Origin of the sequence: Vibrio sp. 10N.247.311.51, from assembly GCF_041467855.1 — a bacterium.
In the GTDB taxonomy this organism is placed as follows: domain Bacteria; phylum Pseudomonadota; class Gammaproteobacteria; order Enterobacterales; family Vibrionaceae; genus Vibrio; species Vibrio coralliirubri.
Genome location: NZ_JBFSVK010000007.1, coordinates 46,796 through 61,640 on the forward strand (window position 1 = coordinate 46,796; position 14,845 = coordinate 61,640).

Sequence of the window (14,845 nt, forward strand, 5' to 3'; positions counted from 1 at the left end):
CTCTAACCTCTATTAACGAATCTCAGTATAAACAATCGATTGGGGTCAACTTTTTGGTGATTGAGTATATACTCCCTTAAAAAGGAGAACTGATATGACTAAAAAAGTTCCTACAAACATCATTACGGGTTTCTTGGGTGTTGGTAAAACGACAGCCATCTTGAACCTGCTAAAAAATAAACCTGAGAATGAAAACTGGGCTGTTCTGGTTAATGAGTTCGGGGAAATCGGTATTGACGGTGCATTGATGACAGATCAAGGCGCTTTGATTAAAGAAGTGCCGGGTGGCTGCATGTGTTGTACTGCGGGCGTGCCTATGTCGGTAGGTATTAATGCCTTACTTCGCCAAAAACCAGACCGTTTATTGATTGAGCCGACAGGGCTTGGTCACCCTAAACAAGTGATTGCGACACTGACTTCAGATCAGTACACACCATATGTCGATTTAAAAGCGACGCTTGGTTTGGTTGACCCACGAAATCTATCTAATGAAAAGTACACCTCGAATCAGAATTTTAATGATCAACTAAACAGTGCAGATGTGATTCTTGGTACTAAGGTTGACCTTGTTCATTCTGAAGACATCGATGTGTTTAATGATTGGGTGACGGATCAATCGCCAGCAAAAGTCTTCCATAAGCTAATTCATGCTGGTGAAGTGCCATTGGAAGTGTTGGACATTGAAAGAGTATACGGCAGTGCTTCATCTAATCTTGAAGCGCACCACCACGATCACGCTGAACAAGAGCCTCAATTCCAACTTCCTCCCGGTGAAGCCTTCATCCGTAAAGAGAATAAAGGGCAGGGCTATTTCAGTTGTGGTTGGTTGTTTGGCGCAGAGCATAAGTTCGACTTCGATGCGCTATTCTCTATGTTGTCGGATCTAACCGCTGAACGAGTAAAAGCCGTCGTGAACACCGACCAAGGTTGCTACGCATTCAATGTGGCGAATCAAGTCGTGTCTGTGAACGAAATTACGCTTGATGGTTTTGAATCTCGACTGGAAGTGATCGACTCGCAGCTTATGCCATGGGGCGATCTCGAGCAGATTCTACTCAAGCTGTGTGGCATCAAATAGCCCTGTTTTTGCTGTTTGAACCAAGGATTTCGGTGTTTACTTCGTTGAAGGTGGGGTAAACACCAGATTAAATGAGAAAGTTTGCGTTATATCACGATAAATGTGAGATAAATCACTCTAATTACTTTATAGTGCTCGGCTGAAATAAGAATGTAGGCTGTCTGCTTAAGGAACCCGTAACAATGTCATTTTCCTCTCAAGGTTTTGCTCCTGAATTAGTCAAAGCGTTGACTGAGTGTGGTTATGAAAAACTCACTCCAATTCAACAAAAAGCGATTCCAATGGCTCGTAAAGGCCATGATATTTTTGCTACTGCTCAAACCGGTACGGGTAAAACAGCGGCATTTTCATTGCCTGTTATCCAACACCTTTTGAACAGCGGTAAAAAGGCGTCTAGAGGAACGGCTCGCGGCCTTATTCTTGCTCCAACTCGTGAGCTTGCTGCGCAGATCGCTCAAAACATTAAAGACTACGTTAAATACACGGATCTAAGCGTTTCTGCGGTTTACGGTGGTAACAAGATGTCTTCACAAGTTCGTCAACTAGAACTGGGTGTGGATATTTTGGTTGCAACACCTGGCCGTTTAGAAGAGCACTTAGAAGCGGGTAACGTGTCTATTGCTAACCTAGAATTCCTAGTATTTGATGAAGCTGACCGTATCCTTGATATGGGCTTTATCAATGCCGTTCGTAAGATCATGTTGGATGTAGAAACATCACCGCAAATCATGATGTTCTCTGCAACGACTTCTACTCAGTTAAACCAACTGTCTGTTGATATTCTGCGTAAACCAAAACGTATTAGTGTTGAGCGCGAAAACTCAACGGCTGCTACTGTCGGTCACGTGGTTTACCCAGTGGATCAAGAACGTAAAACTGAACTGCTTTCTGAGCTTATCGGCCGTAAAAATTGGCGTCAGGTTCTTGTGTTCGTGAACTACAAAGAAACAGCGAATGATGTAGTTAAAGAGCTTAAGCTTGATGGTATTAAAGCGGTACTTTGTCACGGTGATAAAGCGCAAAGCGCTCGTCGTCGTGCTTTGGATGACTTCAAAGAAGGCAGAGCACGTGTGATGGTGGCAACCGACGTTGCGGCTCGTGGTCTTGATATCGAAGACTTACCGCACGTAATTAACTACGACATGCCTTTCCTAGCGGAAGATTACGTTCACCGCATTGGTCGTACAGGTCGTGCTGGTAAACAAGGTCACGCAATCTCTTTCGTTAACCGCGAAGAAGAGCTGACTGTTGTTCAAGTTGAAAAACTGATTCAACAACGTATTCGCCGTGTTGAACAACCGGGTTATGAACCGAAGAAACGTGATGCTTACATTGAGAAGCTGAACACTAAATCGGCTTACAAAAACCGCCAAGGTCGTAAGAACAACGCGAACGAAGAGCCACAAGATCAAGCAAGCGCTGAACGTCGTTTGACTATGATGAAGCGAATTAAAAACCGTCGTAAGTAATTACGGTTGGTGATTGAAAAGAGCCACTGTTATGTGGCTCTTTTTGTTTGTATTGATCGCAATATTGTTTATTGTCATCACTACTTCGTTTCATCTCGAGCCGCGTAATAATAAGAAGCATCAAATCAAAGTAAGAACCAGTAAATAAAAATAAGTCGATAAGGTAATAATATGGATAGCGCACTACTTTGGGCTTTTATTCCCACGTTTTTCTTCGTGTCAATCACGCCCGGGATGTGTATGACCTTGGCTTTGACGCTAGGAATGAGTGTTGGATACAAGCGTACATTATGGATGATGATCGGTGAATTGGCTGGTGTTGCAGTGGTTTCTATTGCTGCGGTATTGGGTATTGCATCTATTATGTTGAACTACCCGTGGCTATTTACGGGCTTCAAATTTGTTGGCGCAGCTTACTTGTTCTATTTGGGCGTTCAGATGTGGCGTTCAAGAGGCAAACTGGCGATCAGCACTGACAACCAAACAACAAAAGTCAGCAATGATTGGGACTTGGTGGTTCAAGGCTTCGTAACAGCGATTGCGAACCCGAAAGGCTGGGCATTCATGATTTCTTTATTGCCTCCTTTCATTAATAGCAATAAAGACTTAGCACCGCAGTTGTTGATTTTAGTGTCTATTATTCTGGTTTCTGAATTTGTCTGCATGACCTTGTACGCGACAGGTGGTAAGAGCCTAAAACATATGCTGGGTAAAGCTGATAACGTCAAGTTGATGAACCGCATTGCAGGTACGTTGATGATGGGTGTTGGCGTTTGGTTGTTCGTGAGTTAACTGTGATTAACGGTATTGCGATCAGTGATAACGGTTAGAGATCCCCGACTCAGTCGTTCCTCCTTCTCGAGGATGACTCGTACGTGGAATGATGACTACTTAGGATTACGGTGAGTTTTGAAAATTCGGATTCTTACTTAAACCGAAGAATGCATAGAATATAAAAAGAGCGATAGGGCATTTGGCCTTATCGCTCTTTTTCATTTTACTTAGCTAGCGAACAGAAACTAGATAACAGAAACGTTTCTGATCTTAGCCTGCGTTGTATATTTAAACCGCGATTTCACCGCCGTCTTCACGACGAATCACAACCGTAGATGCTCTTGGGCGAACGTTGCCCTGAGTCTGAGCCGTTGCATCTTCTGACGATGGCCAGTTTGCTGGGTGTTGAATGTTCACAAACAGTGATTTGAAATCTGGGCTAATAGTAAAGCCAGTTACTTCACAACCGTTTGGACCCACAAAGAAGCGTTTAAGCTGTGCTTGGTTGTTTGCATCAATCACCGCGCTGTTGCCATTGTCATCCGTTAACTGAGATGGAACCACTGCCAACATTTGGTCATTGGTGTAGCCAGTTACTTCATCTGCGCCGTTATCTGTCTGAATCCATAAAATACCACGAGCATCAAACGCTAAGCCGTCAGGACTCGCGAACTGGTTCATGTCTGTTAGACCAGAGCGATTAATAGACTCATCTTCCACTGCTGGTGAGCCAAATACGAAGATATCCCAATCGAACTCGCCTGCCGTTTTGCCTTCATCCCAACGGATAACATGGCCGAACTTGTTGTCTACGCGAGGGTTCGCAGAGTTCGCTTCTTTACGCTTGTTGTTATTAGTAAGCGTTAGGTAAGCCGTACCTGTCATTGGGTCAACAGAGCACCATTCAGGGCGATCCATTGGCGTTGCACCAACAAGATCGGCAGCGCCTGCTGTATTGATGATAAGTGCTGCTTGAGAATCAAATGAATCACCTAGCTTGCCGCCGTTTGTAGTCTTGCTGCCCAACGTTAGTGGTAGCCAAGTACCTGAACCGTCATCGTTGAACTTAGCCACATACAGTGTGCCTTTGTCCATGTACTTGTCGCCCGCACTTAGACGATTGCTTGGGTCTGCGTCACGCGGGTCCCATTTCTCTTCAGAAACGAATTTGTAAAGGTATTCAAAGCGAGAATCGTGACCAGAGTAGAATACGATTGGCTCGCCTTCGGACAACTTACCAAACGTACAGCCTTCGTGACGGAAACAACCCAGTGCAGAACGTTTTTTAGCGCGAGAGTTTGCTGTGTATGGGTCGATTTCAACTATGTAGCCGTGACCGTGTGCTTCGTTACGGTAATCGTCCATTGCTGACTCACCTGTTGGTGTTACGTCAAAGCGAGCAAATTCGTCTAAGCGTTCTTGTTTGTTACCTGAAAGCGTGTCCCAACCGTAACGTGTTTTGTCGGTAGCGATACCAATACGTTCTTGGGCTGGTGTTGTCTCGCCTTTATTAACGAAATAACCCGGCCAGTTTTCTTCACACGTTAGGTAAGTGCCCCATGGCGTGTAGCCATTACCACAGTTGTTCAACGTGCCACGAGCTTGGCTGCCGTCTTGTGAGAATTTGGTTTTGGTAAATTCACTATGAGCAACAGGACCAGATAGATCCATTACGGTCGCGCCCGTGTAGCGGCGGTTAAGTGGATCGTTATCGACCATCACCCATTGGTTGCCTTCAAGTTTTACACGAACCACACTGACGCCGTGCGCGTTGATCTCTTTACGTACTTCATCAAGGCTAGGGCGGTTGCCTTCATCGTATGTAGGACCATTAGCGTGCAGTGCTTTTTGGTCGATGTATTCGTGGTTAATCACCAACAAACCATCGTTGCTGTTGCCATTAAGCGGGAAGAAGTGCATGCCGTCGTGGTGCATGCCCAGTGAGTTTGCTTGATCTTGTGCGTTGTTGGTTCCGTCTTTTAACCAAGCATTGCCTTGCTTGTTAAGTGGAGTACCCCAAGGAACCAATACTTGTGCTGTATAGCCTTTTGGCACAACGACACTGTCTGTCAGTGAGCCTTTAACCGGTTCGAATGCAAGTGTAGCAGTGCTTTTTTGCGGTGCGCTAGATGATGCTGTCGCCGCGTGCGCTGTGCTGTGGCCTGCTAAACCAAAAGCGCCAAATGCAGTCATTGCACTGATGCCTAAACCGCCTTTGAGAACATTTCTTCTTGAAAGGTTCGCATCTAAAACTTCTTCGAAGGGTTTGTTTTTACTCTTATTAAAACGAGTGCTATCAAATGTTTCCTTGCTCATCTCTACTGCTTCCTATTGGCTGATTTTATTATTCGTTATTCATGACTTACCCACCTACTAACTAATTGGTTAATAAGTTGGGTCAATGTGTGACTAATCGTGAAGCAGTTAAGTGACAGATTTTTATAGATTTGATTAAGGTTTTGTTTCTGTAGCACGATTTTTGCCATTAACACCCTTGTGTAATACAAAACTCTTGGGGATTGATGTGGAACTGTGTATAAATGCTTTATCAAACGAAAAGAGAGACAGTTATGAAATTAGATAAAATCGAAAACAAAAATCGCCGCCTACGCAAAAAGCTATACCTAGGTGAATTCGCGATTCTGGGTTTTGAAGTAAGCTGCAAGACTTCGATTGCTGATTTTGACCAATACGATGTGTTCATTGACGAGTTCATTGATTTCATCGACAGCATCGGTCTGTGCTTTGGTGGCGGCGGCCTTGAGCTGTTTGAAGGTTTCTTATGCTCAATTGAGCGCTACCGTTCAGTAACAGAAGCAGAACAACTGCAAGTTGCTCAATGGCTTGAAGCTCGTGCTGAAGTAAGCAAAGTGGAAGTTAGCGAACTGATTGACGCAAACTACGCGTTCTAATTTGATGTTGTGTTGTTAGCTCGATTGAAAGGCCAAATACGGCTTGGGAAAGAGTAACAACAGTACGCTAGAATAAAGGCTGAATCGTTAAATCGATTCGGCCTTTTTGCGTTTTATTCGTTCCATTTCTATTCTTTACCTTCTTTTCTATCCCTTCTTACGTAAATAATAAATTGATATTTTTCGCTTAAATATTAGCGATTTTATCGCTATTTTTATTTGCAGTAATAAGTTTGGATAAACTTGTGAGACTTTTATGAGAATTCAATGAAGTTGCTGATAGATTTGATCGCCATTCTTAGAGTCAACAACACCACAGTTCGTTCTGGCAAAGGTAACGGTATATCGCTGTTATTCGTTTTGTTGGCAACGATAGGACTCGATAAAGGATGGAATCAAAATGAATAAACGTACTCAAATCAGCTTAGTGATCAGCTCGGCTATGCTGGCCTTCGGAGCGGCTCAAGTTCAGGCTGCTGAGCTTGAAATCACTGTCACTAATGCAACGAAAGGGATCTACTTTACGCCTATCTTAGCGGCGGCTCATGACTCAAGCCTATTCATGTTTAGAACGGGTGAAACGGCTTCTGCGGAACTAGAGTCCATGGCCGAAGGTGGCGATATTTCAGGTTTATCTGGTGTCATTGCCAACGCGGGAGGCGTGGTGGTTGAGAACCCGGCCGCCGGAATTCTAAATCCGGGCGTCGCAACTACGTTTGATATCAGTACTGGTGATTTAGAGTACCTATCATTGGGTGCCATGTTGCTGCCGACCAACGACGGCTTTGTTGGTCTAGATAGCTGGAAAATCCCAACTCAAGCGGGCACCTACAAAGCGACTCTAAATGGTTATGACGCAGGCACCGAAGCCAATGATGAGCTGGCGGGCAGTATGCCGAACCCTCCATTCATTACCTTTGGCGCTGGTGGCACAGGTGTAGAAACGGCAGTATCAAACGCTAAGGTTCATATTCACCCAGGTAACATTGGTGATAGTGATGCGGCGGGTGGCATCAGTGACCTCGATAGCAGCAGCCATCGTTGGTTAAACCCTGTTGCAACTATCACCATTGTTGTGAAGTAAGGGGGATGTATGAAAGCTAGAATTCTATTTATCGCTGCATCAGTAGCTGTGTTAGCGGGTTGTCCGGACGATGACGACGATTACTATCGCTATGATGTGAGTGTTACTAACCTCACCCCCAATCAACCAATGTCACCACTCGCGGTGTTAACTCACAATACGAACTTTGACCTGTTCGAAGTTGGGCAAAGTGCCTCTGTCGATCTTGAATACTTGGCGGAAGGTGGCAGTAATGCACAATTGCTTGCGCTTAGTGACAGTGACGCCAATGTTTATCAAGGCATCTCAGGCAATGGGCTGATTCTTTCAGGTGAGCAAGACACGGTCTCTATTCGTGTCGACCCAAATCAAGAAGGGTATATCTCTGTCGCTTCAATGTTGGTGAACACCAATGATGCGTTTGTTGGCGAATCCGGTTTATCACTCAAGTCCTTAGCGGTGGGCGATACCTTTACCATGAACATGAATGTTTGGGATTCGGGAACTGAGTTGAACGATGAGCTTGCTGCAACCATTCCGGGACCAGCAGGCGGTGGTGAAGGTTTTAATACCACACGAGACGACACCGATGTAGTGAGTTTCCACTCTGGCGTAATCAGCCAAGATGACGGCCTTACGACTTCTACTTTAAGTGCAAATCATCGTTTCCTTAACCCCGGTGCAAGAATCACCATTACTCGAACTGAGTAACAGGTTGAAAGCAAGATGAAAGAATTCCTGCTCTGTTCCGGTCAATTGAAAGGTGGGCAGACTCAGAATAGAGCAGGGATCATGAATAATGCTGCGGTAAATTTGATGGCAAACATATTGTTGGTTGAAGACGATGATGACTTGGCTGAACTGGTGCAGATGCATCTTAAGTTCCAAGGGCATGACGTAATCAGAACCAATGTGATTGAAAAGGCTCAGGCGCTCTATAAAGAGGGTCATTTCGATTTGATCGTACTGGATCGTGGCTTACCAGACGGTGACGGACTCGATTTCTGTCGAATGTTGCGTCAGCAAGAGGATTGGACGCCAGTACTCATGCTAACCGCAAGAGACGCAGAGTTAGATAAGGTGTCAGGCTTAGAAGCCGGTGTTGATGACTACATAACGAAACCTTTCAGCGTTCTTGAATTTCAAGCAAGAGTGAGGAACGTACTTCGCCGTTTAAGTCATGTCGAATCAGCCACTCAAGAGGTTGTGACAACAGAATCAATTATGAATTTTGGTGGGCTCACTATTCAACCTGAACGCCATCAGGTTTCACTCGATAACCGAGATGTACCGCTTACTGCTACCGAGTTTACCTTACTTCACTTCTTAGCAACCCGCCCGGGGCGTGTGTATAGCAAAGACGAGCTGCTCGATCACGTTTGGAATACTCATCACTCTGGCTACCACCATACTGTGTGCAGCACGGTCAACCGTCTAAGAACCAAGCTTGCGATGCCGAATAGTGATGATGATTTCATTAAAACCGTTTGGGGCGTTGGCTATAAGTTTGAGTCGAAAGCTTAGGTCTATGTGTCGCGCCCTAAGTTTACTAAAAAGCCAGTAAGACCTACGAGCCATCGAGGAGAGAACATGAGTTTCAAATCGCGTTTAGTGTTGTTCACCAGTTTGTGGTTTCTGCTCGTGAGTGTGGTGATTGCTTACACCTATCATTGGCAAAAAGAGACTATAGAGCAAAGAACTAAGCAGAGCCTACACAAAGAGCTCGCCGTTCATATGCGCGACGATAATCCTCTGATGATTGGTACCGACTACAACCCGAAAGCACTCAAATCCATTTTCCACACCTTGATGTTGATAGGGCCAGATTTCGATATCTATTTCCTCGATAGTCAGGGCAAGATTACGACTCATGCTGCGCCAGAAGGCACTGTGTTAGCGAACCAGATAGACTTAGCACCCATTCAACAGTTTTTAAACGACGAGCCTTATCCCATTCTGGGGGAAGATCCGATCAATCCGGGGGCTCGCAAGGTTTTCTCCGTGGCAGCGATTGAAGAGCTAGGTTCGACCGTTGGGTATCTGTATGTTTTGATTGGCAGTAATCGCCACACCGTGATTGCCAATTCGCAGGTCGACACGCCATACATCGCGCTAGCGGGGCTTATGCTGATCTCTATCTTAGGTTTTGCGGTTGGGGCTTATCTGTTGGTCAAACGTAGCCTGTTAAACCCAATAGAAGCAGTAACCAACAAGCTGCAACAACAAGCAGAGCAAGATTTTCGATTGGATCCGAACTTCATTCATCAAGTACCAGAATTGGTGCCGATTGCACGCTCGTACCAATTGATGGCGAAGCACATTCAACAGCAATTTTTGCAACTTGAATATCAGTCATCACACCGCAGACAAAGCTTATTGCAACTCAGTCATGATTTGAAAACGCCATTGTCGAGTGTGTTGGGTTATCTGGAAACGTGGAAGATTCAAAACCCGCAATCAGACCCGTTAATTGACGTTGCTTACCGTAACGGCAACAAGTTGTCTGAACAGCTCTATTCGCTGTTAGATAGCGCCAAGAATGATAACCCGGTACCCACATATCAATACGCTTCAATCGATTTCAATGGGATGATGAGCGAATGCTTAGAAACGATACAAAGCCAATATCGCCATAAAAATGTTGAGTTGAACGTTAATATGCCTAATGGAATCAAGGCTGTGGGTGACAGTGATCTGCTTGAGAGGTTGATTTTGAATCTGTTAGATAATGCATTGAGGCATAGCCCAAGTGGCACCGTGGTGTCGTTAGATGTTGATTTTGAAGCGGATTCAAAACGGGTGAAGGTGGTGATTCATAATGAGGTTGAACAGGAAGCGCCGAATGGTTCGTTAGGTATCGGCACTAAAATCGCGCAGTCGATACTGATGTTACATCACAGCGTGCTAGAAACAACAAAGGCAGAGAACTCCTTTCAGCAAAGCTTTTACTTGCCTTCGGTATAGCTCTGTCTGCCTTCGGTTTAGCTTGATGTGTTCTTACGTAGAACTAACGCTAAGCGTCTTTACTGTCTTCGTTGCCTTCGTTCACTTTCGCGTAGAAGTGAAGCAGCTCAGTTAATTCTTTAACCCAGCCAAACGCATCTTTAGGTGCGTTCTTTAAGATCTTCTCAACTTTCTCACAGTGCACTTCGATTGCGATTGCTTCTTCAAGGTTGAAAGAGATCGAGTAGAAGTGCCAAAGCAGTAGGCGAGTCATACGCTCGATGTTCTGTTGCGAGTTATCTGACTCTGAGAAGGCTAGGTTCACTTCACCAAGCGCGATAGCGGTCATTCGAAGCATTGCGTCAAATTTCGCTGATTGCATGCGTTCTTCGCTGGTGACTTCTTCTTGCTCGAACGTAAATAATTCCGTCATTGCATCTTCAGGAACAAGGCGATGAATCATTCTTAAACTAAATTCTTCTAGTTCATGGCGAGGCATGGTAATTAAGCAATTTAAGGTGTAGTCGCGTTGCATGGTGTTCTCTTGGATCTGCAAAAAGGTCGGACAGTTTAATGGAGAAGCGAGTTTAGAAAAAGCAGATTTTAGATAAGCCTACGTTTGTAGGCTTATCTGTGTACTACAAGCCCTAAAATCGACGCTTAGGGGAACTGTATTTAGGTTTGAACCCAGTATCAGGCTTTGCTATGGCTTGGCGGTTGGTACTGCATCGACTGGTCGTTTCTCATGAATATGTTGCTCGCGACCAAACTGCCGATGCAAATAGAACCAAGGGCGAGCCAAGTCATCGTATCCGGAATCTCGTTGAATAGTGGGATCGCCAACAAGGTCGCCACTGCGGGTGTTGCACTGCCAAAAGCGGCAGAGCGTTCAGCCCCTAAGGTATTAACCGCATAAAGGTAAGTGAACGCCGCGATTAAACCCGCCCCAACGCCTTGTACTGCTGAATGAATGGCAAGCTCTGTGAAGGGCCAATTAGCGATTGGTGTGTCCATTAGGTGGCTTGGGAGGGTTCCAGTCAGGATTAGGACGAGTAAAAGCAAAGTAGAACAGAGAGAAATAAAACCGGCACTGACTAACGCATTAAGATTAGCGACACGGGCTGAGATGGTGAACATCGCCCACATTAAGCTTCCGCATAAAAACAACAAATGACCTTTGGTGTATTCGAAGTTGAAGCTGCTTAAGCTACTCCCTAAAAACAACAGTATGCCGAGCAAAACCAAACCTAAACCAACAACACGATGCCGGCTGAGTGGCTGCTTAAAAAAGAGTACCGCAATTCCTGTAACGAACAGAGGAAGCGTGCCCGGAACAAGAGCACTGCCATGAGATACCGGAACAAACTGCATGGCCGTTCCGGCAACAAGCAGATAAGGCAATCCGCTACCTACAAACATACCCGTTAGATACCGTTTAGGGACGACGGCAATTGCGCTGCGTGCTTTCCACATCAAAGGCAATAACACCAAAGCAGGTATGAGAAATCTTGTGAGAGCGATATCGGCAGGTGTTAAATCTGAATTTGCACCGCCTTTAAGAGACAGGAAAAAGCTCGCCCAAATGAGTAGGGTGACAGTAATAGATAAGTAGCCAAGATTCATAATATAGAAGGAGAGTGGGTGATGACTCATTATGGAGCAGTTGGTGTGCCACAGGTTGGCAAGTTTTGGCCTAACTTGAACTATCATTGATGATTTCTGCTAACATTGACCAAATAATTAACGGATTTAACTAATGTTTGGCATTTGCTATGGATAGAATTGATAGACATCTTCTCGAACTGCTACAAAAAGATGGCAGGTTAACCACGGCTGAACTTGCTGATGAAGTGGGCTTATCACCTTCGCCTTGTGCAAGACGAGTCAAAAGGCTAGAAGAAAAGGGCATTATCGACGGTTATCGCGTGAGCTTGTCACGAGAACAAGTCGGCATCGCAATGAGTGTGTTTGTTGAGGTGAGCCTAAACAACCACCAAGAAGTGTCGATTGATAAGTTTGAGGCGGCTGTTGTAGAAATGGAGGAGGTGATCAGTTGCCACGTCGTATCTGGGGCTTATGATTATCTGCTAGAAGTGGTTAGCCCGAACCTGATGGCCTATGAAGCATTTACAAGAAAACTTCAAAGGCTCTCTAACGTGAAAGATATTCATACCCACCTTGCGATAAGACAAGTAAAAGGCAATGCACCACTGCCAATTTATACCGATTAAGCCAAACTCTGAGCAGCAATACGAAGGCAGAATGAGCTGAAAACGAAATGGTTTGACCTTAAAGTAGAAGCTTGGTCAATATCAAAAATCATCCATTAAGTGTCAGGCTTCAGGCAATAAAAAACGGAGCACCTCGTGAAAGGTACTCCGTATATGATAGGTGCAAAACTTAGTGATACTTAAAGTTAGAGATTGAACAATCCCCAGTTTGTGCATTAATTCTGAATGAAAAAGCATGTGAATGATAATCCACACCGTCATTCCAAATTGTCTCTCCAAATATCTTACATAGCTCTAGCTCACTTACTGAACCGAACTCTTCCATGTGTTTAGCTACAGATAAAAGTTTACCTCTTATCTCTGCAGTCCATTCCGTGTTACTCAAGCAGTTGAAAGCCATAGTTTTTTGCATATTACCTAGCCAAAATGTTTCTTGTTATTAAGTTATATGAATATTCATGATAACAATTTTCTGGCGTTTGTAAATCTATTTTGTGATGAATATCTCACATACTCGCTTGCATTGGTTGGAAATTGAACTTCATTGTTGATAGATAGCACATTACTTTTACAACCTATTGATAAAGCTTTGATTAACGAGTTCTTAGAATATTATGAATGGGATTAAGCATATTTATCGGAAAAGTCCAGTCGAACGAGTGAGAGAATCTAATGGTGATTTCAGTTTGATGCATCGTTTACCGGTTGGTTTATGTGGCGCGCTTCATCAATCATCGTCGCTTCTCTGCGGTATTTTGAAGACAGCTGACGGAATTTTTCACTCAGTGTATGGAGATCTCGGGAGAGTGATTGTGAGCTTTGTACGTGCACTTGCGCACTTTCTGTTTGTCTCGGTAGTTTTGCTCTAGCACAATGTTTAGCGACGGCTTGCCAAGAATGTGTGAGAGACTCAGCTCCATCTAACTCGGTAGACACAACGTATGCCTGTTTTAATAGAACCTCAGAGACATCGTAAGCGGTATCCATATGACTATTGAGCTGTACATTAAATCTTTGTTCGTACTTTGCCCAAAGCTCAATGATCTGCTTTTTGGTGAAATGTTTGGATAACAGCGTTTGTGATTTGTAGGTTGAGAGAACTTGGTTGAATTCTTTGGTGTATTGGTTGTAACGTCCTTCAAATGAGAGCTGGCGATCCAGCAGTAATTGCCAGTTTTCACTGCTACATTGGTTTGCTAGCACGACATTAGCACTCAAAGGTACACACACAATGATAACCTTCACCCAAAAACTCATGACTTTCCTCTACTTACCGCGTTCTCTGTAGAGAGTATAGATGAGCAGCAGCATGAGTTGATGTACACTTGAAAGATACCTAAAACGGAAGAGCTGGTGGATTTGATGAAAAAAGCGCTGATCGCTTTACTTGTGTTGTTAATATTGGGCGGAGGAGGAGCTGCGTATTACTTCTTGGTCATGAATAAAGACCCAATTCCACCAGAGAAAATGGAAGAGCCAGCTGTAGAAGTTACTCAGCAGTCAGAATCTGACCTTGTATCCATTATGGATCTTCAGCCTGAACCAGAACAGACGGAATTTTACGTTTTGGATAGAAAGCTTGAAGTGGTAGAGCAACCTGAAATTGATGGGCTGATAACAGATTATCTCTACAAAGGTGAAAAAGTCGAAGTATTAGAGAAACAAGGCGAATGGGCTCGTATCTCAGATTACATCGTCTTAAAAGAAGGTGGTCCACAGACTGCTGAATGGGTTTCGATGTCTGGCTTGTCGAATGACGAAGTGATCATTTCTGAGAAAGAAAATAAAGAAATACTGGACTCTTACTTGGTTAAATCCGATGACCTTAAGATCCATCAAGAGAAGTTTCGTAATACGGTCGCGAAGCTGATCTCTGATGGCGAATGTGCGCCAAGTGATTTCGAAGAATTAGGCGGTTGGGTGAAATCGGTGAAGTACAGTGACCGAGATGTCTATTTTATCTATTGCGGTGGTTTATCTCTTGAAAATAAAATTTATTTGGATGTAAATACAAATGAAATATTTACTAAGTAAGATCCACTCCGTTATTAATATTAGATGTATTAATAGCGATTAACCTTTCTATTTATTGATTTAGACCGAAAGCCTACTCTCTGTGAGAGTGGGCTTTTTTATTGCCCATTTGTTTTTTTTACCCTAATCAAACGGTTAGTTACTATGAATTTAAGCACTAAATTATATTGAAATCGATATAGGTTAACTTCGATAGATTTATTAATAAGAAATAATGGTCTGATTATTATTTGCACCATCAATTATTTAATTTTCCAATGTTGCATTATTCTTGAAATAAGTTAGCGAACATCATTTTATTTATGGTAAACAATGGCTTATCGGCTTGATGATATAATTGA

General features: G+C 43.9%; 16 protein-coding genes. 11 read left to right on the forward strand and 5 right to left on the reverse strand.

What is annotated here, in order from left to right:
- Positions 1-94 precede the first annotated feature (94 nt).
- The 3 genes from AB6E85_RS08565 to AB6E85_RS08575 all read left to right on the forward strand — a co-directional run bounded on the left by AB6E85_RS08565 (position 95) and on the right by AB6E85_RS08575 (position 3,339).
- On the forward strand, positions 95-1,078 hold the full coding sequence (locus AB6E85_RS08565; RefSeq protein ID WP_372142260.1) for a GTP-binding protein: 984 nt from the start codon (positions 95-97) through the stop codon (positions 1,076-1,078).
- 182 nt (positions 1,079-1,260) lie between these two features.
- Positions 1,261-2,547, forward strand: coding sequence for a DEAD/DEAH box helicase (locus AB6E85_RS08570; protein ID WP_019821956.1), 1,287 nt, complete (start codon positions 1,261-1,263; stop codon positions 2,545-2,547).
- A 171-nt stretch (positions 2,548-2,718) separates the two neighbouring features.
- Positions 2,719-3,339: a LysE family translocator gene (locus AB6E85_RS08575; RefSeq protein ID WP_004731394.1), complete on the forward strand. Its 621-nt coding sequence runs from the start codon at positions 2,719-2,721 to the stop codon at positions 3,337-3,339.
- Between the two features lie 270 nt (positions 3,340-3,609).
- On the opposite strand, the gene AB6E85_RS08580 is transcribed toward AB6E85_RS08575, so the two are convergent.
- Positions 3,610-5,637 carry a PhoX family phosphatase gene (locus AB6E85_RS08580; RefSeq protein WP_372142261.1) on the reverse strand — a complete coding sequence of 676 codons (2,028 nt, stop codon included), beginning with the start codon at positions 5,635-5,637 and terminating at the stop codon, positions 3,610-3,612.
- Positions 5,638-5,891: 254 nt separating this feature from the next.
- On the opposite strand from AB6E85_RS08580, the gene AB6E85_RS08585 reads away from it, so the two are divergent.
- The 6 genes from AB6E85_RS08585 (at position 5,892) to AB6E85_RS08610 (ending at position 10,260) form a co-directional block, all read left to right on the forward strand.
- Positions 5,892-6,233 carry a YggL family protein gene (locus AB6E85_RS08585; protein WP_048606344.1) on the forward strand — a complete coding sequence of 114 codons (342 nt, stop codon included), beginning with the start codon at positions 5,892-5,894 and terminating at the stop codon, positions 6,231-6,233.
- Between the two features lie 267 nt (positions 6,234-6,500).
- Positions 6,501-6,641, forward strand: a complete 141-nt coding sequence (locus AB6E85_RS08590; RefSeq protein WP_170213724.1) for a hypothetical protein — start codon at positions 6,501-6,503, stop codon at positions 6,639-6,641.
- Positions 6,634-7,317: a spondin domain-containing protein gene (locus AB6E85_RS08595; protein ID WP_048606346.1), complete on the forward strand. Its 684-nt coding sequence runs from the start codon at positions 6,634-6,636 to the stop codon at positions 7,315-7,317. Before AB6E85_RS08590 ends, AB6E85_RS08595 begins: the two co-directional genes overlap by 8 nt.
- Positions 7,318-7,326: 9 nt before the next feature.
- Complete coding sequence (locus AB6E85_RS08600; protein ID WP_017062627.1) at positions 7,327-8,007, forward strand: spondin domain-containing protein; 681 nt, start codon at positions 7,327-7,329, stop codon at positions 8,005-8,007.
- An 81-nt stretch (positions 8,008-8,088) separates the two neighbouring features.
- A complete protein-coding gene (locus AB6E85_RS08605) occupies positions 8,089-8,820 on the forward strand; it encodes a response regulator transcription factor (protein ID WP_248642492.1) in 732 nt (243 codons plus the stop codon).
- 66 nt (positions 8,821-8,886) lie between these two features.
- Positions 8,887-10,260, forward strand: coding sequence for a sensor histidine kinase (locus AB6E85_RS08610; RefSeq protein ID WP_372142262.1), 1,374 nt, complete (start codon positions 8,887-8,889; stop codon positions 10,258-10,260).
- A gap of 49 nt (positions 10,261-10,309) precedes the next feature.
- Here the strand turns inward: AB6E85_RS08610 and AB6E85_RS08615 are convergent, their stop codons facing one another.
- Positions 10,310-10,774 carry a hypothetical protein gene (locus AB6E85_RS08615; RefSeq protein WP_017062624.1) on the reverse strand — a complete coding sequence of 155 codons (465 nt, stop codon included), beginning with the start codon at positions 10,772-10,774 and terminating at the stop codon, positions 10,310-10,312.
- Positions 10,775-10,932: 158 nt separating this feature from the next.
- Positions 10,933-11,862 (reverse strand): DMT family transporter, encoded by a 930-nt coding sequence (locus AB6E85_RS08620; protein ID WP_372142385.1) that lies wholly within the window; start codon positions 11,860-11,862, stop codon positions 10,933-10,935.
- Positions 11,863-12,011: 149 nt separating this feature from the next.
- On the opposite strand from AB6E85_RS08620, the gene AB6E85_RS08625 reads away from it, so the two are divergent.
- A complete protein-coding gene (locus tag AB6E85_RS08625) occupies positions 12,012-12,470 on the forward strand; it encodes an Lrp/AsnC family transcriptional regulator (protein ID WP_017062622.1) in 459 nt (152 codons plus the stop codon).
- 169 nt (positions 12,471-12,639) lie between these two features.
- Here the strand turns inward: AB6E85_RS08625 and AB6E85_RS08630 are convergent, their stop codons facing one another.
- The gene (locus tag AB6E85_RS08630) at positions 12,640-12,882 is read right to left on the reverse strand and encodes a hypothetical protein (RefSeq protein ID WP_017062621.1); all 243 of its coding nucleotides are present in this window, start codon (positions 12,880-12,882) and stop codon (positions 12,640-12,642) included.
- Between the two features lie 269 nt (positions 12,883-13,151).
- Complete coding sequence (locus AB6E85_RS08635) at positions 13,152-13,727, reverse strand: hypothetical protein (protein WP_372142263.1); 576 nt, start codon at positions 13,725-13,727, stop codon at positions 13,152-13,154.
- A 96-nt stretch (positions 13,728-13,823) separates the two neighbouring features.
- Between AB6E85_RS08635 and AB6E85_RS08640 the strand changes: the two genes are divergently transcribed.
- Positions 13,824-14,504: an SH3 domain-containing protein gene (locus AB6E85_RS08640; protein WP_372142264.1), complete on the forward strand. Its 681-nt coding sequence runs from the start codon at positions 13,824-13,826 to the stop codon at positions 14,502-14,504.
- The last annotated feature ends 341 nt before the right edge of the window (positions 14,505-14,845 follow it).